Here is a 23,713-nt window from a genome sequence, read left to right on the forward strand (position 1 = left end):
ATTATTGAGCATAGTCACCACCCTGTATTTGTTTTTTGGGATAATTAATATTATACAGGATGATTGTGCTCCAGGCTACCCTAAACCGGTAGCCTATTTTATTTGCCAACTATAATTTTACTCTAAGTTCCGTAAAATTACGGAGGCTTTGATTTTTTCGTTCCATAAAAACAATTTTGCCCAATGCAACAAATCGATTGATTTCCGTAGAATTTATGATATATTAAGGGAGAGAGAAGCAATCTATTTGATATTGTAGGGAGATGGAGGCAATGTCTAGGCGAATTTTTACGTGGATTGAGGATTTTTTTGATGATTTTGTAAAAACCAAAAGCTATAAGCTCGGAATCCGACAAAAGCGACTTGTGGCGAAAGGGTTAGGAATTTTATTACTGGCAGGTATCGGACTAGGAATCATCCTAGGTTTTGTAGCTTATGCCCTTGGTTTTATGAATTATTAAGTATTGATCAAAAAGTGGAGAAATTCGAAAAAATATGGGACATAGGGAAATATGTCCTATTTTTGTTTCAATAAATTCTTTTAGGGTTGGAAGATAAAATCAAAATTTTCGCTCATACTAATATTAGGATATGTGCTGGATTGAGAAATGATGATGATCATGAAGGCAATACCAGATTCGGAGGGAGGAAAATAAAAAGATGACAAGAAAAGATTTGCTGGAAAAGGGCGCTGTTCTGCAGCGAGATAATGAAACCTATGCCATTGCACCCCATATACCGGGGGGCATTGTAAGTAGTGATACCTTGAGAAAGATTGCCGATGTAGCTGACAAGTACAAGGCACAAACCATTAAACTCACCTCTTCTCAAAGAATAGCCATTGTAGGTCTTCAGGAAGCAGAAATCGATAATGTGTGGAAGGATTTGGGCATGAAACCAGGAGCCGCCATCGGCTTGTGCGTAAGAAGTGTGAAATTCTGTCCAGGAACGAATTTTTGCAAAAGGGGGCAGCAAGATGCGGTAGGTGTAGGGATGAAGTTGGATGATTTATATCATGGGATGAATCTACCAAACAAGTTAAAGATTGGCGTCAGTGGATGTCCTAATTCCTGTGCTGAAAATCATTTTCGAGACATTGGTATCATGGGAATGCCGAAAGGGTTTAAAATCCAAGTAGGCGGAAAGGGTGGAATCAAACCTAGGATAGGAGATACTTTGTACGAGAATGTGGATGAGGAGGATGTATATCCGATCATTGATAAAATTGTAAAGGTATATGGAGAAAATGCAAAGAAGCATGAACGATTAGGAGCTTATATTGATCGAGTAGGGATTGAGGAATTTAAAAGGCAGGTAGAGAGTTAGGCAGCAGTAGTGAAAAAACAAAGGTTTCTATGTCTGATCCCACGGAAACCTTTGTTTTTTCATTGTAAATTTTTATCCTATCCGTCATCGTTTCTACATATACTCTTATAGGTGTGGTATGTAGGAGGGAATGGCGTGAAACTATTGATTTTGTCAAAAAAACGTTTATGGTTCTATGTTGCCCTAATCTTATTTCTCACTGTTAGTGGTGCAACGATTTATCGGGAGAAGTATATGGGGGCCATGGTTTCTGATATGACCATGGAAGAAGAATTCTCACCTATCGTGCAGCATATTTTTGATGCCAGAAATCAGGCGATTATGGAGGAAAACACGGATCTGCTAGATCCTTTGTATGATAAGGAATTGAAGTACGGCCGATGGGCCTATGAACATGAACTGAAAAAGATGAAGTATTTGCACCAATGGTCGGAAAAACAGGGGATTCAGTTTATAGGTATTGGAGCCAAAACCATGATCAAATGGGTAAAGAAAAAAAATGACGGATATGTGATCAATTTAATGACCGCCACAGAATATCATTATGTTTATGAAGATGCTCCCGGGAAGAAAAATATGTTTCGAATCGGGACATATCATTCTTTAGATATAAAGCAAAAAGATGGGACATGGGTCATCACAAGGGAATGGTATACGGATCCCTTTGCCGATTCACTGCATCTGGATATGGAGAAGTCGGCAGCCATCAAAGAATTTATACTGTCTCAGCAGCCAAGGGATTTTTCAGATATCCATGAGCGTAGAAAAAATGCCGTTGCCTATGCAGATCAGTATTCTGGTGCCGCCGGCAGTGAAGAATACGGATACAGTTATAACAAGAAATATAAGAATTACAACCCCTTGGGAGGAGATTGCGCCAATTTTGCTTCTCAGATTTTGTATGAAGGAGGAAAATTTAGAAAAACAAGAACTTGGAATTATGACCGGGATGGCAGTAAAGCCTGGGTGAATGCCCAGGCCTTCAAAAATTACATGCTATACAGCGGAAGGGCCTCCACCATTGCCTATGGAAATTATGACAAAGTATATAAGCTGTCCTACCAATTAAGGCCAGGAGATTTTATCGCCTATGAAAAAAACGGCAAAGTAACCCATATCTCTGTGGTGACGGGTGCAGATTCAAAGGGATATACACTGGTGAACTGCCATAATACAGATCGGTATAGGGTGCCCTGGGATTTGGGATGGAGCAATCGGGGAATTAAATTTTGGCTGATCCGGGTTCATTATGAATGACCAAAAACCAAAGAAGATGTATTTTTTAATGGAGAAGTATGATAAAGAATCCAATGAGGACGCATTCCAAAGAGGAAATCCAGATACTTTTGTTGCTCACATAACCTTTAAAATGGCCTAGAAGAAAAAGCATGATGATGGCCATGGTGGCAGAGGTATTGATGGCCATTGCCAGATCCCGAATAAACAGCAAAGGAAGGGTAATGATCAAAGCCGATAGGAATACACCAAATCCCTCAAGTAGTGCTTCTATGATTTTATCCCGCTGGATATGCTTTATATTCGATTTAAACTTTTCCTTATATTCTTGGGTTCTCATTTTTTGTTCAATTTCTTCAAGGACATGGGTTGTCAGCTCTGGATCCATATCATTATCTGTTAGAATGGTTTCCAATTGGGAAACAATAATTTCTAAGTGTGCATCCTCCATTTTGCGATGAAATCTGTTGTGCTGCAAAAAGTATCTTGTACACCCTGAAAAATAAGCGGTGTAGCTTTTGGTTAATCCCAGCACTAAGCCGGTGTAAATGCATATCTGTATAATTCGTTTGCCCAGAAGTTGTCCTTCGAACAAGATGATGCTCATAATCGTGATTGTACCGTACAAAATCCCTGATAAAAACTCTGCTTTGTTTTCTGCAAAAATTTTCTTAAGCATATCTGCCTCCCATCGAACGATAATTGTCTCTGCATCACGAAAAAGCCTTCCACTACATAAGAGGTATTTACTGGACTTGGCAATATCCTTCAAGCAGCAAAAGTCTCACCCTCAGAAAGCCATCTGACAATCAACCAGGCATGCCCCATGCCGAAATGATGATTGATAAAAGCCTAAAACCGAGTTACTCCCTTTTACTGTTTCTAATAATTATAACGGGGGAAAATGATGATGTCAACTTTGCAGGCAGTGGAAAACAGCATGGGGAAAAATATGCTAGAAAAACGGAATGATAAACGAAGGTGAAAAAATTTAGTAGTTTATCACAAAAAAATTTTGTACAGCGCAAAGCCTATATTCAATAATTATGAGTATAGGCTTTTTATTGTTCTATTTTTACCAAAGAAAAAATAATATGGGTAAAAAAATTGGTGTTAGTTGATAAAGGTAAATAGAATACAATATAGAATATTTAGAATATTTAAACAAAATAGATGAAGTATCTAATTCTGATCAAATATGATGGATGTAATTTTTCTATATGGAGGTGGAGGTTGTGCGGCAATTTGAGTATTTGAAACCAAAAACCCTGGAGGAAGCCAGCCGATTGTTGGTCCAATATGGGGAGGAAGCCAGTGTGCTCAATGGGGGGACGGATTTGCTGGTTAGAATTCGTGACGGAATCAGCCGCCCCAAAGCAGTTGTAGATATCAAAGGAATTGATAGGTTAAAAGAAATTTCCTTTGATGAAGAAAAAGGATTGACCATAGGCGCCTGTGTCAATTTGAATGACATGATCCAATATCCTGTCCTTGTTGAAAAATACAGGATTCTTGCGGAAGCTGCCCACACAGTAGGCTCTTGCCAGGTGCGCAATAGGGCCACCATGGCAGGCAACATTACGAATGCTTCGCCGTTAGCAGATACAGCGACACCCCTTTTGGTATTGGATGCCATGGTGAAGGTGTTTGGTCCTCAAGGGGAAAGGGAGGTATCAATCCATGATTTTTTCCTTTGGGTAAGAAAAACGTGTCTACAAGCAGGAGAAATTGTTACGGCTGTTAGAATTCCTGTCTACAAGGAAAACGTTATCGGCAATTACCAAAAACATGGACGAAGGGATGCAGTAGACCTGTCTACGGTATGTGGTGCTGTTGTAAAAATAGGGGACCAGGTCCGTATTGCCTTGGGGGCTGTTGCACCGACACCCATACGGGCTTGGAAAACGGAGGAGTTTCTGAAAGGAAAAAACTTGACGGAAGATGTGATTGCAGAAGCTGCTGAAATTGCCTTGAGGGAGACGGCACCCATTGGCGATATTCGAGCATCTAAGGAGTACAGGGAGGAGATCATCAAGGTCCTCGTAAGAAGGGGACTCGGTAGCATAAGGAGGGATTGAGGTGAAACATGCCATTAATTTTATCTTAAATAGGGAAGCTGTAAGCATAAGGATAGAGCCCCATATAACCTTACTGGAGATGTTGCGGGAAGTGTTTGATTTAACAGGGGCCAAGGAGGGTTGTGGTGCCGGGGAATGCGGAGCATGTACCGTATTGGTGAATGGGAAACCGCTCAATGCCTGTCTGATGTTGGCTGTGGAGGCAGACGGTACGGAAGTTTTAACAGTAGAAGGGTTAGCCAATGGGACAGAATTGGATGTGCTGCAGCAGTCCTTTATTGATCATGGGGCTTTGCAGTGCGGTTATTGTACACCGGGGATGATTATGTCGGCAAAGGCTTTGCTGATGGAAAATCCCACACCTACGGAAAAAGAAGTAATTGAAGCAATTAGTGGCAATTTGTGCCGATGTACGGGATATAAAAAAATTGTGGAAGCAGTCATGGCCGTATCTCAAAAGAATGGAAAATGAAGAGGGGAGGGAAGACAATGAAATATGTGGGAATCAGTGTACCCAGGGTAGACGGAATCAAAAAAGTAACCGGGGCGCTAAAATATGTGGACGACATCAAGCTCCACGGTATGCTCCATGCAGCTGTAAAAAGAAGCCCTTACCCCCATGGCGAGATTATTCGCATCGATACCAGCAAGGCAGAAAAATTATCGGGGGTTAAGGCAGTCATCACCGGGAAAGATGTTTCTAAACGGGCAGGACTGTATCTGGAAGATAAAACCTTTTTGGCTACAGACAAAGTCCGCTACAGGGGGGAGGCAGTGGCAGCCGTCGCTGCGGAAACCAAGGAAATTGCCTTGGAAGCTGTAGCCTTGATTGAAGTAGAATACAGGGAATTGCCGGCCGTGACCAATGCCCTAGAGGGACTGAAGCCTGATGCCCCATTGGTCCATCCGGATTTAGGGGAATACAAGTGGGGGCCTATCTTCTTCCCAAAACCGGGGAGCAATATCAGCAACCACTACAAGATACGAAAGGGAGATATTGAAAAAGGATTTGCAGAAGCAGATTTTATTGTGGAAAATCAGTTTTTTGTTCCACATATCCAGCATTGTCCCATTGAAAACCACAGTGCCATTGCCCAGATGGATGCCGAAGGAAATCTGACCATATGGTCTACCTGTCAATCCCCTTATGCAGTGCAAAAAGCTCTGTCTGTGGCTTTTGATATACCGCTGAACAAAATCAGGGTAATTTCTCCTGCCGTGGGGGGAGGATTCGGTGGCAAGGCAGGAACTACCTTGGAAGGGATTATCATTCCTCTGGCAAAAAAAGTGAGAGGAAGACCAGTGAAGCTTACTTACTCCCGGGAAGATGAGTTTGTCAATAGCTTTGTAAGGCAGGGAATGCATGCGGTTATCAAAACAGGTATCGATAAAGATGGAAAGATTACTGCCGTAAAAAATACCTTCATATGGGATGGAGGGGCCTATACAGAGTATGGTGTCAACATTGTAAGGGCGGGAGGTTATGCTTCCACGGGACCCTATGACATACCCAACGTATGGACGGATTCTATTTGCGTATATACCAATCATCCTGTGGGAGGGCCCTATCGGGGTTTCGGAATGTCGGAAATACACTTTGCCATAGAGCAAAATATTGATATGCTGGCAGAGAAAATCGGCATGGATCCGTTAGATATTCGAAGAATTAACGGATTGAGGCCAGGGGGAAAAAATGCTACGGGACAAGTGGTAGAAGTATGCGGCCTTCAGGAGTGTATAGAGGAGGTGGCACAAAAACTGGCGTGGAGCCATAAGGATAAATCCAGCCAACCCAATAAACGAAGGGGAAAAGGAATTGCCTGTGCCTATAAAGCGCCTTCCATGCCCAACAATGTAGGATCATCAGCGATTGTCAAATTAAATGAAGACGGAACAGCCCATCTTTTGGTCAGCGCCCAGGATATAGGGCAAGGCTCCGATACGGCTTTGATACAGATTGCTTCGGAGATATTGACGATACCGCCCCACAAGATCACCATCAAGACAGGGGACACGGATTACACTCCCTATGAGTGGCAGACTGTTGCCAGTCGTATTACCTATTGTGCCGGAAATGCCGTTGCAAGAGCCTGCGAGGATATAAAGGAGCAACTTTTGGAATTGGCCCAGATCCGTTTCGGCATACCTAAAAGAGATTTAACTCTTTGCGATGAATATATTGTATCCAAGATATATCCAGACAGGAAGATTGCTATCAAGGATCTGGCCCTTGGATTGTCCATGGACGACGGGTCCGGCTTCCACGGCCCCATTCTCGGCAGGGGAGCCTTTATTCCACCCAATGTAAGGAATACAGACAAACAGACGGGACAGGGAGAAAAACCTGTGGCTTTTTGGACCTACGGGTGTCAGGGAGTGGAGTTGGAAGTAGATGTGGAAACGGGGAAAATTGAGATTTTAAAAGTGGCTTCCTGCTTTGATGTAGGCAAGGTGATTAATCCCATGCTGATTGAAGGTCAGGTGGAAGGAGCCATTGTGCAAGGATTGGGTTCCGCCTTATATGAGGAATTGATTCTGGAGAAAGGAATTGTCAAAAATCCTTCTTTCGTGGATTATAAGATTCCTACGGCAGCGGATATGCCCGAGATGCTTGTAAGCTTCGTGGAAAATCCTGAGGAAACAGGGCCCTTTGGTGCCAGAGGAATTGGAGAGCCTTGCATGGTACCGGCTGCTCCTGCTGTGGCCAATGCCGTGTATGATGCCTTGGGTATACGCATTACTTCCCTTCCCATAACAGCGGAGAAAATTTTAAAGGCTTTGCAAGAGAAAAATAAATGAATTTCCTTTGAAATAAAAAGCTGTAGCATCAATTTGTTTTAGGAGAATTTTTCAATAAAATCTGCGGGAAAAGGAAGGAGGAAGGCAGGGTAATTTTCACCAATCTATTGATGATGAGGGGGATTCTTTATGTGTAGCAAGAAAACAGCTGTTGAAAGGCTAGATGCTATTAGGGAGGGTGATGATCTGCCTGTCGGCAAGAAAATTATCCTTGGTATTCAGCATACCTTTACCATGTTTGGCGCCACAGTTCTTGTACCTTTGATTACCGGGCTGGATATTTCTGTATCTTTATTCATGGCAGGGGTAGGAACGCTTTTTTTCCATTTCATTACCGGGGGAAAAGTACCGGCATTTTTGGGTTCTTCCTTTGCATTTATTGCACCAATCCTTGCTGTGGCAGGGATGCCCCAGTACGGCCTTCCTTATGCCCAGGGGGGAATTGTGGTGGCAGGTCTTGTATATCTGATTCTGGCGGGATTTGTATATGCCTTTGGACAGGAAAAAGTGATGAACTTTTTCCCTCCAGTGGTCACAGGACCTATCATTATGGTGATTGGTTTAAAACTGGCGCCGGTGGCCATCGATATGGCAAAGGGGAACTGGACCCTGGCTATCGTGAGTTTTGCGATAGTAACGGCGGTGAGCATATACGGGAGAGGTTTTATTCAAGTGTTGCCTGTATTGTGCGGTTTAATCGGAGGATATATGTTTGCTTTGATTACGGGGAATGTTGATTTTTCATCGGTAGCAGAGGCAAAATTTATCGGGATGCCTAACTTTACCATGGCTAAATTTAATTTTGAAACCATTATGATGGTGGCTCCCGTTGCTGTAGCTACGATGGTGGAACATATCGGAGATGTGCTGGCTATCAGTGCCACTGTCGAAAATGACTTCATGAAATCACCAGGGCTTCATCGCACCTTGGTGGGAGACGGTCTTGCCACTTCCCTATCGGCTATGTTCGGAGGGCCGGCCAATACCACCTATTCTGAAAATACAGGGGTCCTGGCTTTGACAAGGGTATTTCAGCCTGCAATTATGCGAATTGCCGCATGCTTTGCCATCCTGTTGGGAATTGTTCCAAAATTGGGTGCTTTTATTGGGACGATTCCAACACCAGTGGTGGGGGGTATCTCCATCGTATTGTTTGGCATGATTGCTTCCATCGGTGGCAGGACCCTTGTAGAAAACAAGGTGGATTTTACAAAATCTAGAAACCTGCTTATTGCAGCCGTCATTTTAGTGCTGGGTTTGGGTGGTGCCTCACTGCCCATTAGCATAGGGGCTGTGAATGTCTCTGTGGAAGGAATGGCCTTGGCAGCTATCGTTGGAATTCTATTAAATCGGATATTGCCCCAGTAACTCTACAGACTGCACCCTTCCAAGGAAGGGTGCAGTCTGTAGAAAAACCCTTAAAATTTGGCTTCCTGCTCAGACCTGCGCCCCTTTTCTTCAGTCACCAACTGCCAGTTGCCGGCTGTCAGTTACTGCTAAGGATGTACCTCCATTGGCTATTGGCTATCAGCTATCAGCCAGTAGCTATTCGCTAGTAGCCAGCAGCCAGTAGATGAAGCCGAAGTCTTAAGGGTTCCAAGTATTTAATTACTTTGTCTTCAGTCTGACACCCTTCCAAGGAAGGGTGTTCTTTTTTGTAAAGTATCTACAAAGGGAAACAGACATGTATATGGAATTGCTACCATAAAAATAAGTAGATAGAAGGTTAGCATCAATAAAATGCCATGGAAAATGGGAAAAAAGCAAGAAGAATCATGGGAGGGGGTATTTCCCAAGGGGAAAATATTTTTCCCTAAAGACCACCATGGATTGGTATTCATTCACAAAGATACAAAAGAGAAAAAAAGATCAAGGTGGATAGGAGGAGAAAACTTGCATAGATTCTTTGGAATTACGATTGAGGAAATGCTAAATCTGGAAATATTGAAAAACGCAAAGATATTGGCAGGAATCGGCGGCCTGGGCAATAAGGTAACCAAGATAAATGTTATGGAGGTTCCCGATATTCTGGATTGGGTAACGGCGGGAGAATTTTTGCTTACCACAGCCTATTCCATCAAAGATAACATCCATGTATTGGAAAGTCTCATTCCCCAACTCCACGAAAAAGAGCTGGCAGGCATGGGCATCAAAATGAAGCGGTATGTGGATCAACTTCCTGAAAAAATTATTAAAATTGCTAACGCATTGAAGTTCCCTATTATTGAAATACCTTTTGAGACATCCCATACGGATATTATGATGCCTGTGTTGACGGAAATCATTCACCGGCAAACCCATACCCTCATGAAAATTGATGAACTTCACTCCAAATTGATCCATCTGATGCTGCGGGGCGGAGGCTTTCAGGAAATTGCTGAAGAAATTGCAGCTACCGTTGGCAATGCCGTAGCTATCCGGGATATGGTCTTTGATGCTATGGTGATCTGCTGCAATGAAGAAAAAAAGGAAGAAATAAAGAGAATACTGGAAGAGGAAAATCCATGGAGACAGGTAAGGACCTGGGGGGCTTTACAGAAAAACGTTTCTCTATGCACGGAGGATGATATCCTTGGAGAGAGAATCACACGGATCCATGTGCCCATCTATATAGATGAACGGCATTTTGGATACCTGTACGTGTGGGAGGACCATAAAAAACTAAGTGCCATCGAACGGTCTGCCATAGAGGCAGCGATCCCTGTGGTCGCCCTGGAACTGGTAAAGAAAACTTCTATTTTTGAGATTGAAAGCCGGCATAAGATTGAATTTTTTGATGATCTTCTATCAAAAGATGAAAAAAGACAGAAGCGGGCTGCAGAAAGGGCAGTTTTCTTTGACTTTGACTGTAAAAAGGGCTATGGGGTGATGGTCATTGCCCTAAAAAACATAAAAGGTTTTATTAAAGATACCATCAATAATTCAAATTTCTTATACCAGACCAACAGCAAAATTCTCCAGGTTTTGGAAAGATTGGCCAGAAGCCATAAGGGGAAACTGATTTATGGCAACAAAAGCGATCAGATGATCGTACTGTACGGAATGGATAGAAAAAAATCTACTGAAGAAGCCAAAAAAGAAATCATCGTCTTTGCCGAAAAGATCATAAAACATCTTGAGAATGAGCTAAAGGAAGTATGTTGTATTATCGGATTGGGGCGTTACTATGGGGAAACAAAGGATTTATGGAAGAGCTATCGGGAAGCAGTGAAAGCTGTACAAAGTCAAGGAAGTCATCGCGGGAATGAGATGATGCATTTTGATGATCTGGGGATATGGAGAATTCTCTGTTTTGAGGAGATGGAAGAGGAACTAATACAGTTTTATCAGGAAACCCTCCATCCTTTGGTGCTTTATGACCGGGAGAAGGACTCAGAACTGGTCAAAACGTTGGAAATGTACTTCCAATGTGGAGGAAATCTGAAAAGGGTATCGGAGGAGATGTACACCCATTATAATACCATCATTTATCGAATGCAGCGCATCAAGGAAATTACAGGAATGGACTTAGAAGTTCCGGAGGTGAAGATGAATCTTCAAGTGGCATTGAAAATTTTGCAGTTTTTACAAAAAGAAGAAGGGGAACATTAGCAAAATCATACAAAATTCCATAAGGATGTTTAGATGGATTTGCCAAAGGAAAAAGGTAACTGCATAAAGAATTGATAGAATATAAAAACAATGGAAAGAGCAGGAAAAGGAAAATGAAGGCGGTAGAAATTTGTGTGAATACAAAACAAATACTGGGAGGGCAGTCGGTGACCTACGGAGTTGTTCATTCTGTATTTCAGCAAGTGTGCAATATTGAAACTAAGGAGGGAGCTTTTATTCCCCTCATATCCCATCGTATGCCTCCCATGCCCATGGCTATTTCATTTTGTATCCCTAGTCCTCTCACGATGGTATCCTTGGGTTTGGAGAAGGGGCAAAGGATCATCATTCAAAATTGGGTGCTGGAGATGAAAGAATCAAAGTTTCGGTTAGAACTGGAGGAGGCGAGGGTTTGGGATGGCAAGCCCAGATTGGATTTTTCAAAAATAAAAGAGGAAGATTTTTTGAAAAATATTGAATTCCTTAGAAAGATTCTTTTAGAAAATGGAAAACTCCAAGGTATTGCAGCTCTGATTGCGGATTTTGACAAATTCATGGAGCCCTCTGTCTATGGAAGGGAAGAGGAGGGGAATTATCCCTACCGTGAATTTATATGGCCCCGAATACAAAAACTGCTCCAGTGGATATGGAAAGAAGAATTGCAGGAAATTTCCAGTGCGGCAAAACAGATCATTGGCTTTGGACCTGGGCTTACACCTGCAGCCGATGACTTGTTGGCGGGCATGATGATTGCCATGGTTTATGGCGCCGTCTACCACGGTTTCGACCATAGAAGGGTATGGGCAATAAATCAGGCAATGATAGAAGGGGCAAAAAATCGAACCACAAGGGTCAGTGGAGAAATGCTCAGCTTTGCGGCTGTGGGAGAAGCTTCGGAAGATATCCGGCAGCTGATGGTCAGTATCTATTCGAAAACAAATGCTACAGGTCTGATCAAGGAAATCTTTTCTGTCTTAGGGCATGGGGAAACGTCGGGCTCCGATCTGTTGGCAGGGATCTATATGGGATGCAAACTCAGCCTGTGGAAGAACAAAGAGAGGGTGGTAGAGAAGTGTGCCAGAGTTTAGAAATCAGAAAAAATACTTATTATGATTCTGTAACATTGATGCTGATGAGCAAAGAGATAAAAAAAATGGAAGGAGTCCGTGAGGCATTGATAGGAATGGGCACGGAACTCAACAAAGCGTTGGCTGTGAATCTTGGCATGGGGGATGAAAGGATCCAAGCATTAAATCCCGGTGATTTCTTTATTGCTATTCTATGGGAAAAAGAAGATCGGATGACAAAGGTGATAAAAAGGGTAGATGAACTGCTCCACGAAAAGAAACCATCATCGGCCTTAGACTATCGTCCTGTTACCTTGGATTCTGCCGTAAAACATACCCCCGATGCCAACTTGGCTCTCATATCCCTACCGGGAAAATATGTCTTTGAAGAAGCGCGAAAAGCATTGGATCTGGGACTTCATGTCATGCTCTTCAGCGACAATGTTTCCATAGAAGAGGAAAAACAGTTGAAGGAATTGGCTAGGGAAAAGGGACTTCTGATGATGGGCCCTGACTGCGGAACAGCGATAATCAATGCTGTCCCTTTGGCCTTTGCCAACGTGGTTCGGCGGGGGGATATAGGTATTGTAGGGGCTTCTGGTACGGGTACTCAAGAGGTTAGCGTTATGATTCATAAGTTGGGGAGGGGCGTATCCCAAGTCCTTGGTACGGGAGGAAGGGATTTAAAGAGAGAAATCGGAGGTATCATGATGATAGAGGGAATCAAAGCCTTGGGAGAAGATGAGAACACAAAGGTGATCGTACTGATTTCGAAGCCGCCTGCTCCAGAAGTAGCAGAAAAAATGCTTCAGGCGGCCAAAGACAGCAAAAAGCCTGTAGTGGTAAATTTTATCGGCGGGGACATGGAGATGATTGAACAATATGGCATGGTACCGGGCCTTACCTTGGAGGATACGGCCTACAAAGCTGTGGCTTTGTCCAAAGGAGAAGCTGTCAAGGATATGCTAGGTTTTATGATGTCTGAAGAGGAAATTGAGGCTGTGGTCCGGAGGGAGACAAAAGAGCTAAAGGCTGGCCAAAGGTATCTACGGGGACTTTATACAGGGGGAACCCTCTGTGATGAAGCCATGAAGCTGCTGACCGATGCCGTAGGACCCATTTATTCCAATATTCCCCTAGAGGAAGGATATCGATTGGAAAATGTCTATAGAAGTTACAGTCATACCTGTATCGATTTAGGGGATGATCTGTTTACGCTGAACAGGCCTCATCCTATGATTGATCCTTCCTATCGGCAGGAGCGCCTGAAAATAGAACTGGAAGATGAAACCGTGGCTGTCATTTTGATGGATTTTGTGTTAGGTTATGGCTCCCATCCCGATCCCGTCGGTGAAATGCTGCCCATCATGATGGAGGGAAAACAAAAACGACAGGAAAAGGGTTTGGGGACATGTTTTATTGCATCCATATGCGGTACGGAACAGGATCCCCAGAATCTTCGAAAACAGGAGGAACGACTAAAGGAAGCAGGGGTTGTGGTAATGCCGTCCAATGCCCAGGCCGCAAGGATGGCAGCAAAGATTCTCAAAAGGATTCTTTAAGGAGGGAGAGGGATCATGTCCAAAATCAGTGAGCTGTTCAAAAAAGAGATAAAGGTCATCAATATAGGCTTGGAGGACTTTGCAAAGGATTTAGAAAAACAAAAGGTGAAAGTCGTCCATGTGGCTTGGAGGCCGCCGGCAGGAGGAAATGAGAGGATGGTCCTATTGCTTGCAAAATTGAGAAAAAAGGGGTAAAGGATGAAAAATGAAGGAAGAGGGAGATGATGAAATGGTCCAAGAGAGAATCGAAGGAGCCAATCGGTTGGCCCTGGAGAGAATTCTCAATGCCCAGCCGACACTGATAGGCATCGGTACCGCAGGAGAAGTGATCCCAGGCATGACAAAAAAAACAATCCTACATGCCGGTCCCCCCATTTCCTGGGAAAGGATGAGGGGACCCCTGCGGGGGGCTGTGATGGGCGGCCTCATCTACGAAGGTTTGGCCAAGGATGAGAAAGAAGCTGTGGAATTGGCAGCATCGGGGGAGATCGTTTTTGCTCCCTGCCATCATCATGATGCTGTAGGGCCCATGGCTGGGGTTGTTACAGCCTCCATGCCCGTGTGGATTGTGAGAAACATGGTTCAGGGGAACCAAGCCTACTGTACTTTTAATGAAGGACTTGGAAAGGTGCTGCGGTATGGTGCATATGGTGAAGAGGTGATTGCACGGCTGCGATGGATGGAAAAGGTGTTGGCTCCCGTACTAAAGGCAGCCCTAGAATTATCGGGACCTATCAATTTGAAAAATATGATTGCCCAAGCCATTATGATGGGAGATGAGGGCCATAACAGGAACAAAGGGGGTACATCTTTGTTGATTCGGGAACTGGCACCCCATATTGTGGCTGCAGATTTCTGCAACAAGGAGAAAATCGACGTGCTGCAGTTTATGCACGGCAATGATCACTTTTTCTTGAATCTGACCATGCCTGCCTGCAAGGCAAGCCTGGAAGCCGCCAAAGGTATACCCTATAGTACGATTGTCTATACCATGGCCAGAAATGGAACGGAGTTCGGCATCAGGGTTTCCGGCTTAGGAGGACGCTGGTTTACGGCCCCGGCGGAAGTGATTGACGGCTTGTATTTTCCCGGTTATTCGGCGGCCGATGCCAATCCCGATATCGGGGACAGTGCCATTACAGAGACCTGCGGAATTGGCGGGTTTGCCATGGCAGCCGCTCCGGCAATCGTACAGTTTGTAGGGGGGACACCGGAGGATGCCATGAATTATTCGAAAATGATGTATGAGATTACGGAAGGAGAAAACAACGCCTATAAAATTCCCGTATTGAATTTCCGGGGCACTGCTACTGGGATTGACATCCGGAAGGTAGTGGAAACGGGGATATTGCCCATCATCAATACGGGTATTGCCCACAAGGAGCCGGGCGTGGGGCAGATAGGAGCCGGACTGGTGAGACCACCCATGAAGTGTTTTGAAGACGCATTGGAAGCCTTTGTGGCAGACCTAGAGGAAAAGGGATTGTTATAGGTTCGTTCATCAAGAAAAATAAAAAAAGAAAGGGAGGAGCTTCTCTATGGAATTTTGGAAAAACATTAAAATGTATGACCTGACGCAAAAATTGAGTCATTTAACACCACCATGGCCTACCTATGAACCTCTGCAGATCAAATTTTTCAAAAGGTTGTCTTCCAATGGGGCAAACGGTCAAGTGATTACCACATCCAATCATGTGGGCACCCATTTGGACGGATCCCTGCATTTCTGTACCCATGGCAGAGATATCGCTTCCATTCCCTTGGAGGATTTAATCGGCCCAGGTGTTGTGGTAGATCTATCGGATATTGCAGAGGACTATGGGATTTATACTTCCAAGGATATTACCGATCGCGTGGAAGTAAAGAAAGGAGATATTCTGATCATCAATACAGGTTATCACAGATATGCCTGGGACCAACCTGAAGCCGATGAGGTACGCTATATGGTAAAACATCCCGGGCCCACAAAAGAATTTGCCAAGTGGTGCAAGGAAATGGAGCTAAAGTGGATCGGTGTGGACTGTGGATCTGCAGATCATCCCATGAATACAAAAATTCGCGAGTGGTGTCCAAGACAGGCAAAGGAAGCCGATAAATATATGAAGGGAAAATACGGAAAATCCCTGGAGGAAATGTTCCCCGATGAAGATTATCAACTGATGCATATTGATTTGTTTCCCCATGACATCATCCATGCAGAAAACTTGGGAGGAGAGATTGATAAGATCTTGAACAAACGCCTGATTATCGGTTGTTATCCATGGAGATTTGAAGGGGGAGAGTCTAGCATCTGCCGCATTGTCGCCTACGAAGAGATAAAATAATGGGCAGAAATTCTCCTTGGCTCACGAACGCCGTTGCCCGCCAAAATGGCGGGCAACGGTATATGATTGGGGGGTAAAAAGATGAAAGAGCATATTGCAGCCTGTGTGCAAATTGCCGTAGAACCTAATGAGATTGGCAAGAATATTGACAAATGTTGTTTGTGGTTGGAAAGGGCCGTGAAGGAATATGAAGCAGAACTGGTGGTATTTCCAGAATCCATTACTACGGGATTTACGCCCAGTATGGAGGTGGAAGCCTTTTATGAGATCCTTGAACCTATTCCGGGAAAGCATGTGGAAAAAATACAAAGGCTGGCAAAGGATCTAGGAGTCCATGTGGTATTTCCCCTATATGAAAGGGGATATGAGAAGGGAACCATTTACAACAGCTCCATTCTCATTGATGATCAGGGGGAGATGCTGGGGCATTATCGAAAGACCCATCCCTTTCCTACGGAAAGATTGGAGGGGGGAGGATGGACCACGCCGGGAAGTGAAACGGTGGTGGTAGATACAAAATTGGGTAAAATCGGCATGATGATTTGCTATGATGGGGATTTTCCTGAATTGTCCAGGGTTTTGGCATTGAAAGGGGCCGAGATTATTACACGGCCGTCGGCCTTATTGAGAAGCTATGATATATGGGAGACGATCAATAAAGCCAGAGCTTATGACAATCACGTCTATATCCTGGCAGCCAATGGGGTGGGACCCGATGGAGGGGAAAATTATTTCTTCGGCCACAGCATGATTGTAAGTCCTATTGCCCAGGTATTGGCCCTGGCCAGGGGGACGGAGGAAATCATTGCAGCAAAGCTGGATCCGAATCCTATTCGATATGTCAGTTATGGAACAAAGTCACCCATGATTTTTGATCACCTGGAAGATAGAAATGTAAAGGTGTACAAAGAGATTCTGCAGGAAGGGAAAAGCCCTTTTGAGCCGGCAAGAAGAATTCCCTATAGAAAATGATGGGACCGTTATATTTTTTAAAGATAAATTATGGATTTTATTCCGTGCCGATGAAAGCTATAATAGGGATAAGAGGATAATTTTTTGAAGAGGGGATTGGAAGTGAATCTTATTAGGATGATTGCGGCGGGGAGAGGATCTGTGGTGGTCTTTGTCGGCTGCGGGGGGAAAACATCGGCCATAGAGGGAGTCCTCCAAGAACTGATCTGCCAGGGGATACCTGTCATCCATACCACTACCACGAAAATTTACCTGCCCAAGGAGCGGCCAGTGGTGGTTAACAGTGAACCAGACGGACTCATAGAAGGCATAGAAAGGGCAAAGGGAAAAACCGTTACCCTAGGTTGTGCCGTGGATGGGGAAGGGAAACTCTTAGGGATTCCAAAGGAATGGATGGAGATGCTTCATAAAAGATTTCCACGGCATTGTATATTGATAGAAGGGGACGGGTGCAAAGGAAAATCCATAAAGGTCTATGGAGAACATGAGCCATGCATCCCATCCCAGGCAGATAAGGTAGTGATTGTGGTGGGTTTGGATGCTTTTTTGGAAGTCCCCATTGGCAAGGTAGCCCATCGGGTGGAGGCTCTGGGAAAATGTTTTGAAAATAAAGAAAATCCGGATCTGGAGGAGCGGATTGCCGCCTTATTCCATCCCAGGGGTTTGGTCAAGGGATTGGATGGCACGGGAGAAAAATATGTGTTCATCAATAAAGTTACCGATCATCAACTGCCTGTGGCAAGGAAAATTGGTGAGGAGATAATGTTGCTGGGGAAAGATATCCTCCACAGCGTTATATTGGGAGATACGGCTTTGTATCCCATGGGGAAGGAAGTGATCCGATGATATCGGGGATTATTTTGGCAGCAGGGAAAAGCAGCAGGATGGGGCAAGACAAACTGGCCCTCATGCTTGATGACAAACCCATCCTAGAGCATGTGATTCTCGCGGCAAAGGAATCAAAATTGGATGAAGTAGTCCTAGTATGGGGAAAGTATGAAAACAGCAGAAACTTGGCCTGCAAACATGGCCTTTTGCCGGTGGAAAACAGGGATTATGAGAGGGGCCTCAGTACTTCCATCATTGCCGGTTTGCAACGGATATTTTCCCAATGGGAGGCCGTGATGTTCCTTTTGGGGGATATGCCTTTTGTGAAGGCTTCTACGATCAACAGGCTTATCGATGCCTATCATCATACTTCCAAAGAGATTGTTGTGCCTGTCTATGGAGGGCAGCGGGGAAACCCGGTTTTGTTTTCCAGAAGATATGCAAGGGAACTCTATGGGCTGAAGGGAGACAGGGGAGGCCGGAGTCTTATGAGCAGCCATGCAGCAGAAGTAACGGAGGTTTTCTTTGAAGAGACGGAGGAGGCCATGGATATCGATACCATGGATATCTATGGGGCATATCAGAAGGGGGATACGTGTGAAAACAAGAAAAGTGAAGATTGAAGAGGCTGTGGGCATGATTCTGTGCCATGACATTACGGAGATTATTCCGGGGGAAAAAAAAGGCAGGGCTTTTGGAAAGGGACACCGGATTCGAGAGGAAGACCTGGAGCGGTTAAAAGGCCTTGGGAAAAATCATATCTATGTACTGCATATGGATGAGGACGATGTCCATGAAGACGATGCCGGCAGAATCCTGGGGGAAGTTTTGGCGGGGGAGAATATTAAAGTGACGGAGCCCTATGAAAGCCGCGTCAATCTCCATGCCGCCGTCGACGGGCTGCTCAAAGTAAATACCAAAGCCCTTTATAGGATAAATCGTCTGGATGATGTGGCGGCTTCCACCCTGCCCAACTATTCTGTGGTAGGCAAGGGAGAAATGGTGGCAGGGACAAAGGCAATCCCTTTGGTTGTTAAGCGAGGGATCATGGAACAGGTGCGGGAAATTGGGAAAGAAGAGGGGGCTGTTGTATCTGTTGTCCCCTTCCGGCCGGTAAAGATTTCCCTCATTATTACGGGGACAGAGGTGTACAAGGGGATCATCCAAGATGCCTTTCAACCTGTTTTGCGGGAAAAGGTGGAAGCCCTTGGGGGAGAAGTGATTGATGTAAGTTATGCACCAGACGATGAAAGGATGATTAGAGAAAAGATCCAGAGGGCCCTTGGTTTAGGCAGCGATATTGTGCTGGTATCAGGAGGGATGTCCGTTGATCCTGACGATGTAACGCCAAAGGCTATCTGTTCTGTGGCCCAAGTGGTGAAATACGGGTCTCCTGTATTGCCGGGAGCCATGTTCATGATGAGTTACATCGGTGATGTTGCTGTCATTGGCATCCCCGCCTGCGGCATGTATGCAAAAATCACGGTGTTTGACTTGATTTATCCGAGGATTGCTGCAGGAGAACGGATTCAAAAGGAAGATATTATTGCTTTGGCCAATGGTGGCCTATGTAGAAAATGCGAATCTTGCAGATTTCCAAATTGTTCTTTTGGGAGGGGTTAGGAATGGAACATTTGCTGTTAGATAGGATTTCTGAACAAATCAAAGCCAATAAAAAGGTTGCTTGGGCCACCGTTACCAAGATTGAAGGTTCTACTCCCAGAAAAGAAGGGGCCATGATGGCCATCTTCGAAGACGGAAGGACCCTTGGTACGGTGGGGGGTGGGACCTTTGAGGCAGTAGTGACGGAAAAAGCCAAAATGTGCCTTTCCACAGGTGAAAGCAGGGCTTTTCATTTCCAGCTGAATGATGAGGAAGGCAGCCTGCATATGCAGTGCGGTGGCACAGCCGATGTATTCATCAAGGTATTTGTACCCAAAGACAAGCTGTTGATTGTAGGGGGAGGCCATATTGCCCTGGAGCTGTATCAACTGGGCAAGCTTCTTGGATTTTATACGGCGATTTTTGAGGATAGGGAAAGTTTTTTATCCAAAGAGAGATTTCCTGAGGCCGATGAATTGATCCTGGGGAATATTGAAGAACAATTGAGCAATTATCCTGTGGATAAGTACTGCCATATTGTCATTGTCACCAGGGGTCATCGCTACGATGAGGCGGCATTGCGGGTGGTGATTGACCGGGATGCGGGATATATCGGCATGATTGGGAGTAAAAATAAAACAAAATATGTAATGGATCGCATGAAGGAGGCAGGTATATCCACAGAAAAAATAAGAAAGGTGTATGCACCCATCGGGCTGGATTTGGGGGGCGAAACGCCCATGGAAATTGCCTTGAGCATCCTGGGAGAAATCCTGTTGGTGAAAAATAAAAGGACACCGCAGCATATGCGGGATCGAATCAAGGAATAGGGTGAAGGATATGAAGACCCGTGGCATGGTACTGATCAAAGGGGCGGGAGACATTGCCTCCGGCGTTGCCCATAAATTATTCCGGTGCGGTTTTGCTGTGGTAATGACGGAGGTGGAAAAGCCCACCTGTGTAAGAAGAAAGGTCTCCTTTGCTAATTGCATCTACGAGGGAACTTGGGAGATAGAAGGGATAAGGGCAAAAAAGGCGAATACAAAGGATGAAATATTGAAAATTTTGGAGGAACAAATGATACCGGTGGTGGTTGATCCCAGGGGCGCCATCAAGGATCAACTGGATTTTTGGGTATTGGTGGATGGAATTATGGCCAAAAAAAATACAGGTACCCGCAAGGGTGATGCTCCTTTGGTGATCGGCTTGGGACCGGGGTTTCGGGCAGGGATGGACGTGGATGTTGTGATAGAAACCCATAGGGGCCATCACTTGGGCAGAGTCATTTGGGAAGGGGAAGCAGAGGCTAATACGGGGATTCCTGGAGAAGTGGAGGGATATGATATTCAACGGGTTTTAAAGGCCCCTGTAGGGGGTATCATAAAACATGTGAAAAAAATTGGTGATTTTGTTCGAGCATCAGAAGTCATTTCATGGATAGGCCATGTGGAAATAAGAACCACCATGGATGGTGTGATCAGAGGTTTGATTTATGAGGGTTTGGAGGTACCCAAGGGCTGCAAGATCGGTGATATCGACCCTAGGAAAGAGGCCGCGGGATGGATCCATAGCATATCGGATAAGGCACGCTCCATTGCCGGGGGCGTAGTGGAAGCAATACTGACGAAAGAATGGGAGGAAAAAAATGGAGCTGGCATATAAATACCAAAGACTGATGGAGATTATGAGGGAAATGGAGAGTGTGATGATTGCATTTTCAGGAGGAGTAGACAGTACTTTTTTATTGAAAGTAGCCCATCAAACCTTGGGAGAAAGGACTGCTGCCGTCACCATTACTTCACCCTTTCATCCAGCCTGGGAGTTGGTGGAGGCAAAGGACCTTGCCCGTGAAATCGGCGTTCAGCACAGGATCATTGAGAAGGATTTGGATAACGAGGCCCTGAGGATGAATCCCGTGGATCGATGCTATCTCTGCAAAAAAGATGTCTTCGGGGAGATACGCAAGTATGCGGCGGACAATGGATTTCGGCATGTTGCCGATGGTAGCAACTACGATGATACCTTTGATTATCGGCCGGGGATGCAGGCATTGAAAGAGCTGGAAGTAAGGAGTCCTTTGCTGGAGGCCCGACTGACAAAAAAGGAGATTCGTCAATTGTCGAAGGAATTGGGATTGCCTACCTGGGACAAGCCCGCCTATGCCTGCCTGCTGACAAGAATTCCCTATGGGCAGGAAATCAAGCTGGATGTGTTGAAAAGAATAGAAAAGGCAGAAAGATATCTGTTGGATTTAGGATTTCGGCAGGTGCGGGTGCGCTTTCATGGAGAAATTGGCAGAATTGAAATTGATAAGGGGGAAATGGAAAAAATATTGAATAGGGAAGTGATGGAAAATATTCATGGGGCAATGAAAGAAATGGGTTTTCGGTATGTGACCTTGGATTTGGGAGGGTATCAAACAGGAAGCTTAAATCAAGGGATAAAGGGGTGATAGGGTGATTGTTGCTGAACTGAGAAAACTGTTGGAAAATGTGAAAAATGGCCATGTGGAAATAGAAAATGCCCTAGAACAGCTAAAGAATCTGCCTTATAAGGATATAGGCATTGCAAAAATCGATTATCACAGGGAATTGCGGAACGGATACCCGGAAGTGATCTACTGCCAAGGAAAAGATATAGGGCATATCCAGCAGATTGTTCAAGATATGCTGCGACGAGGAAATAACATATTGGCTACCCGGGCAGAAAAGGACGTGTATGAGGCAGTGAAAAAAATCTGTCCTGAGGCAGAGTACCATGAACTGGCCAGAATGATTACCGTCAAGAGAAAAGAGGTGCCTGTACCCGATACCTATATTGCCGTGGTAACGGGCGGGACTGCAGATATTCCCGTGGCGGAGGAGGCGGTAGTTACTGCCCAGATGCTGGGGAACAAAGTGGAAAGGGTATACGATGTAGGAGTAGCCGGACTTCATAGGCTCTTAGGGAATTTAGATATCATTACCAGCGCTAAGGTCATCATTGCCGTGGCAGGAATGGAAGGGGCCCTGGCCAGCGTTGTGGGGGGCTTGGTGGATAAGCCTGTTTTGGCAGTACCGACAAGCATCGGCTATGGGGCCAATTTCCATGGATTGGCTGCCCTTTTGTGCATGCTGAACAGTTGCGCCAGCGGTGTTGCAGTGATGAACATCGACAATGGCTTTGGAGCGGGTTATATGGCAAGCATGATTAATAAACTGTAGGAAAAGCCTAAATCATTCTTCAAATGAAAAAAATTCGCATGCTCCCCATGGGGTCATGCGATATCTTTTCTATTCATTGTTCCACCAGTTCGTCTACGGGTACGGTATATTGTCCCGTTTTTGCCGTTACCAATGCGGTGCGGTCATCGGGATTGAGTTTCTCAATCCAAATGGGGATATCATTGTGAAAAACATGGATAGTTTGTGGGGAGTTCAGTATTTCCCTTGCCCTCTCGTACATCAATGGAATCCTCTCCTTTATCATAGATATTTTTTCTTGGGTATCATATATACTTTTATTGTTTCAATCAGTATGCCATCTTATACGTTTTGCTGGAAATGATAGCTACAGCCGTTCTGGTAGGATGGCAGCTGCCAATTTGGGGAAATATATCCTGGGAGCTTTCAAAAGCATCTCGTTGTGCCATCAAGATCAAGGAAAGGTTTGTTGCGGCGGTGAAGGATTTCTAGTAGAATAGAAATATATTTCTAAGCATAAGCGGGAAAACTGCCGTGCTGGAAGAATTGGAGGGATAAACATGAAAGGATCATGGAAGATCATCATAGGGATTGTCATTGCAATTGCATTGGTCGTGATGTCTGTGACAGGCACTTATAATCGTTTGGTTACAAAAAGTGAAGAGGTAGATGCCCAGTGGGCGGTGGTTGAGAGCAAGCTGCAAAGGAGATTTGACTTAATACCGAACCTGGTGGAATCGGTAAAGGGAATCATGAACCAGGAAAAAGAAGTTTTTGGCAGAATTGCCGATGCAAGAGCCAAGATGGCAGGAGCCCGAACAACAGAGGAGAGGGTGGCAGCATCTAACGAATTAGAAGGTGCTTTGGGAAGATTGCTGGTTGTCATGGAAAACTATCCCCAATTGCGATCTGCAGAAAACGTCAACCGGTTGATGGATGAACTGGCAGGAACGGAAAATCGAATCTCTGTAGAGAGGGACCGTTATAATATGCTGGTCAAGGAATACAACAAGACTTTGAAGACCTTCCCGAGGAATATAATTGCGGGGATGATGGGTTTTGAGCCGAAACCATACTTTGAAGCGGCCGAGGGAGCAGAAACAGCACCCAAGGTGAAATTTTAAGGGAACGGAAAGGGTAGGTTTT

Annotated in this window: 24 protein-coding genes; 22 read left to right on the forward strand and 2 right to left on the reverse strand. The window is 44.8% G+C overall.

Annotation, left to right across the window (positions count from 1 at the left end; all coding sequences use genetic code 11):
- Positions 1-272: 272 nt before the first annotated feature.
- The 3 genes from AN619_RS12130 (at position 273) to AN619_RS12140 (ending at position 2,583) form a co-directional block, all read left to right on the forward strand.
- Positions 273-461: a hypothetical protein gene (locus AN619_RS12130; protein ID WP_068557336.1), complete on the forward strand. Its 189-nt coding sequence runs from the start codon at positions 273-275 to the stop codon at positions 459-461.
- 199 nt (positions 462-660) lie between these two features.
- Positions 661-1,326 carry a nitrite/sulfite reductase domain-containing protein gene (locus AN619_RS12135; RefSeq protein WP_068557338.1) on the forward strand — a complete coding sequence of 222 codons (666 nt, stop codon included), beginning with the start codon at positions 661-663 and terminating at the stop codon, positions 1,324-1,326.
- 135 nt (positions 1,327-1,461) lie between these two features.
- Positions 1,462-2,583, forward strand: a complete 1,122-nt coding sequence (locus AN619_RS12140) for an amidase domain-containing protein (RefSeq protein ID WP_330382084.1) — start codon at positions 1,462-1,464, stop codon at positions 2,581-2,583.
- Between the two features lie 25 nt (positions 2,584-2,608).
- Here the strand turns inward: AN619_RS12140 and AN619_RS12145 are convergent, their stop codons facing one another.
- Positions 2,609-3,241, reverse strand: coding sequence for a VIT1/CCC1 transporter family protein (locus AN619_RS12145; RefSeq protein ID WP_068557341.1), 633 nt, complete (start codon positions 3,239-3,241; stop codon positions 2,609-2,611).
- A 556-nt stretch (positions 3,242-3,797) separates the two neighbouring features.
- On the opposite strand from AN619_RS12145, the gene AN619_RS12150 reads away from it, so the two are divergent.
- The 18 genes from AN619_RS12150 (at position 3,798) to larB (ending at position 22,588) form a co-directional block, all read left to right on the forward strand.
- A complete protein-coding gene (locus AN619_RS12150) occupies positions 3,798-4,640 on the forward strand; it encodes an FAD binding domain-containing protein (RefSeq protein WP_068557343.1) in 843 nt (280 codons plus the stop codon).
- 1 nt (position 4,641) lies between these two features.
- On the forward strand, positions 4,642-5,112 hold the full coding sequence (locus AN619_RS12155; RefSeq protein ID WP_068557345.1) for a (2Fe-2S)-binding protein: 471 nt from the start codon (positions 4,642-4,644) through the stop codon (positions 5,110-5,112).
- A gap of 17 nt (positions 5,113-5,129) precedes the next feature.
- The gene (locus AN619_RS12160) at positions 5,130-7,439 is read left to right on the forward strand and encodes a xanthine dehydrogenase family protein molybdopterin-binding subunit (RefSeq protein ID WP_068557346.1); all 2,310 of its coding nucleotides are present in this window, start codon (positions 5,130-5,132) and stop codon (positions 7,437-7,439) included.
- A 129-nt stretch (positions 7,440-7,568) separates the two neighbouring features.
- Positions 7,569-8,807: a uracil-xanthine permease family protein gene (locus AN619_RS12165; RefSeq protein WP_068557349.1), complete on the forward strand. Its 1,239-nt coding sequence runs from the start codon at positions 7,569-7,571 to the stop codon at positions 8,805-8,807.
- A gap of 525 nt (positions 8,808-9,332) precedes the next feature.
- The gene (locus tag AN619_RS12170) at positions 9,333-11,030 is read left to right on the forward strand and encodes a PucR family transcriptional regulator (RefSeq protein ID WP_198153304.1); all 1,698 of its coding nucleotides are present in this window, start codon (positions 9,333-9,335) and stop codon (positions 11,028-11,030) included.
- Between the two features lie 113 nt (positions 11,031-11,143).
- Positions 11,144-12,118, forward strand: coding sequence for a DUF2877 domain-containing protein (locus AN619_RS12175; RefSeq protein ID WP_068557352.1), 975 nt, complete (start codon positions 11,144-11,146; stop codon positions 12,116-12,118).
- A complete protein-coding gene (gene fdrA, locus AN619_RS12180; protein ID WP_083525130.1) occupies positions 12,058-13,659 on the forward strand; it encodes an acyl-CoA synthetase FdrA in 1,602 nt (533 codons plus the stop codon). The genes AN619_RS12175 and fdrA overlap by 61 nt, the downstream gene beginning before the upstream one ends.
- 15 nt (positions 13,660-13,674) lie before the next feature.
- Positions 13,675-13,854, forward strand: coding sequence for a hypothetical protein (locus tag AN619_RS16020; RefSeq protein ID WP_068557354.1), 180 nt, complete (start codon positions 13,675-13,677; stop codon positions 13,852-13,854).
- Positions 13,855-13,864: 10 nt separating this feature from the next.
- A complete protein-coding gene (locus AN619_RS12190) occupies positions 13,865-15,151 on the forward strand; it encodes a YlbE family protein (RefSeq protein WP_242867397.1) in 1,287 nt (428 codons plus the stop codon).
- Positions 15,152-15,197: 46 nt separating this feature from the next.
- Positions 15,198-15,983, forward strand: coding sequence for a cyclase family protein (locus AN619_RS12195; RefSeq protein ID WP_068557356.1), 786 nt, complete (start codon positions 15,198-15,200; stop codon positions 15,981-15,983).
- 81 nt (positions 15,984-16,064) lie between these two features.
- Positions 16,065-16,955, forward strand: a complete 891-nt coding sequence (locus tag AN619_RS12200) for a carbon-nitrogen hydrolase family protein (RefSeq protein WP_068557358.1) — start codon at positions 16,065-16,067, stop codon at positions 16,953-16,955.
- Between the two features lie 84 nt (positions 16,956-17,039).
- The gene (gene yqeC / locus AN619_RS12205) at positions 17,040-17,801 is read left to right on the forward strand and encodes a selenium cofactor biosynthesis protein YqeC (RefSeq protein ID WP_068557360.1); all 762 of its coding nucleotides are present in this window, start codon (positions 17,040-17,042) and stop codon (positions 17,799-17,801) included.
- Positions 17,798-18,406 (forward strand): nucleotidyltransferase family protein, encoded by a 609-nt coding sequence (locus AN619_RS12210; protein ID WP_068557362.1) that lies wholly within the window; start codon positions 17,798-17,800, stop codon positions 18,404-18,406. The genes yqeC and AN619_RS12210 overlap by 4 nt, the downstream gene beginning before the upstream one ends.
- The gene (locus AN619_RS12215) at positions 18,381-19,406 is read left to right on the forward strand and encodes a molybdopterin-binding protein (protein ID WP_068557364.1); all 1,026 of its coding nucleotides are present in this window, start codon (positions 18,381-18,383) and stop codon (positions 19,404-19,406) included. Before AN619_RS12210 ends, AN619_RS12215 begins: the two co-directional genes overlap by 26 nt.
- 2 nt (positions 19,407-19,408) lie before the next feature.
- Entirely contained in the window at positions 19,409-20,215 is an 807-nt protein-coding gene (locus AN619_RS12220) for an XdhC family protein (protein WP_068557366.1), read from the forward strand.
- A 10-nt stretch (positions 20,216-20,225) separates the two neighbouring features.
- Positions 20,226-21,047 carry a selenium-dependent molybdenum cofactor biosynthesis protein YqeB gene (gene yqeB / locus AN619_RS12225; RefSeq protein ID WP_068557369.1) on the forward strand — a complete coding sequence of 274 codons (822 nt, stop codon included), beginning with the start codon at positions 20,226-20,228 and terminating at the stop codon, positions 21,045-21,047.
- Positions 21,031-21,837 (forward strand): ATP-dependent sacrificial sulfur transferase LarE, encoded by an 807-nt coding sequence (larE, locus tag AN619_RS12230; protein WP_068557371.1) that lies wholly within the window; start codon positions 21,031-21,033, stop codon positions 21,835-21,837. Before yqeB ends, larE begins: the two co-directional genes overlap by 17 nt.
- Positions 21,838-21,841: 4 nt before the next feature.
- Positions 21,842-22,588, forward strand: a complete 747-nt coding sequence (gene larB, locus AN619_RS12235) for a nickel pincer cofactor biosynthesis protein LarB (protein WP_068557373.1) — start codon at positions 21,842-21,844, stop codon at positions 22,586-22,588.
- Between the two features lie 73 nt (positions 22,589-22,661).
- On the opposite strand, the gene AN619_RS15700 is transcribed toward larB, so the two are convergent.
- A complete protein-coding gene (locus AN619_RS15700) occupies positions 22,662-22,829 on the reverse strand; it encodes an H-type small acid-soluble spore protein (protein WP_242867400.1) in 168 nt (55 codons plus the stop codon).
- 298 nt (positions 22,830-23,127) lie between these two features.
- Between AN619_RS15700 and AN619_RS12240 the strand changes: the two genes are divergently transcribed.
- Entirely contained in the window at positions 23,128-23,691 is a 564-nt protein-coding gene (locus AN619_RS12240) for a LemA family protein (protein WP_068557375.1), read from the forward strand.
- The last annotated feature ends 22 nt before the right edge of the window (positions 23,692-23,713 follow it).

It is taken from the genome of Thermotalea metallivorans (assembly GCF_001562415.1).
Lineage (GTDB): Bacteria > Bacillota > Clostridia > Peptostreptococcales > Thermotaleaceae > Thermotalea > Thermotalea metallivorans.

Excerpts from the sequence above, each read along its gene's own strand:
- AN619_RS12130 (WP_068557336.1), top strand. The coding sequence starts at position 273 with ATGTCTAGGCGAATTTTTACGTGGATTGAGGATTTTTTTGATGATTTT.
- AN619_RS12135 (WP_068557338.1), top strand. The coding sequence starts at position 661 with ATGACAAGAAAAGATTTGCTGGAAAAGGGCGCTGTTCTGCAGCGAGAT.
- AN619_RS12145 (WP_068557341.1), bottom strand. The coding sequence starts at position 3,241 with ATGCTTAAGAAAATTTTTGCAGAAAACAAAGCAGAGTTTTTATCAGGG.
- AN619_RS12160 (WP_068557346.1), top strand. The coding sequence starts at position 5,130 with ATGAAATATGTGGGAATCAGTGTACCCAGGGTAGACGGAATCAAAAAA.
- AN619_RS12165 (WP_068557349.1), top strand. The coding sequence starts at position 7,569 with ATGTGTAGCAAGAAAACAGCTGTTGAAAGGCTAGATGCTATTAGGGAG.
- AN619_RS12175 (WP_068557352.1), top strand. The coding sequence starts at position 11,144 with ATGAAGGCGGTAGAAATTTGTGTGAATACAAAACAAATACTGGGAGGG.
- fdrA (WP_083525130.1), top strand. The coding sequence starts at position 12,058 with ATGCAAACTCAGCCTGTGGAAGAACAAAGAGAGGGTGGTAGAGAAGTG.
- AN619_RS16020 (WP_068557354.1), top strand. The coding sequence starts at position 13,675 with ATGTCCAAAATCAGTGAGCTGTTCAAAAAAGAGATAAAGGTCATCAAT.
- AN619_RS12190 (WP_242867397.1), top strand. The coding sequence starts at position 13,865 with ATGAAGGAAGAGGGAGATGATGAAATGGTCCAAGAGAGAATCGAAGGA.
- AN619_RS12195 (WP_068557356.1), top strand. The coding sequence starts at position 15,198 with ATGGAATTTTGGAAAAACATTAAAATGTATGACCTGACGCAAAAATTG.
- AN619_RS12200 (WP_068557358.1), top strand. The coding sequence starts at position 16,065 with ATGAAAGAGCATATTGCAGCCTGTGTGCAAATTGCCGTAGAACCTAAT.
- AN619_RS12210 (WP_068557362.1), top strand. The coding sequence starts at position 17,798 with ATGATATCGGGGATTATTTTGGCAGCAGGGAAAAGCAGCAGGATGGGG.
- AN619_RS12220 (WP_068557366.1), top strand. The coding sequence starts at position 19,409 with ATGGAACATTTGCTGTTAGATAGGATTTCTGAACAAATCAAAGCCAAT.
- yqeB (WP_068557369.1), top strand. The coding sequence starts at position 20,226 with ATGAAGACCCGTGGCATGGTACTGATCAAAGGGGCGGGAGACATTGCC.
- larE (WP_068557371.1), top strand. The coding sequence starts at position 21,031 with ATGGAGCTGGCATATAAATACCAAAGACTGATGGAGATTATGAGGGAA.
- AN619_RS15700 (WP_242867400.1), bottom strand. The coding sequence starts at position 22,829 with ATGTACGAGAGGGCAAGGGAAATACTGAACTCCCCACAAACTATCCAT.
- AN619_RS12240 (WP_068557375.1), top strand. The coding sequence starts at position 23,128 with ATGAAAGGATCATGGAAGATCATCATAGGGATTGTCATTGCAATTGCA.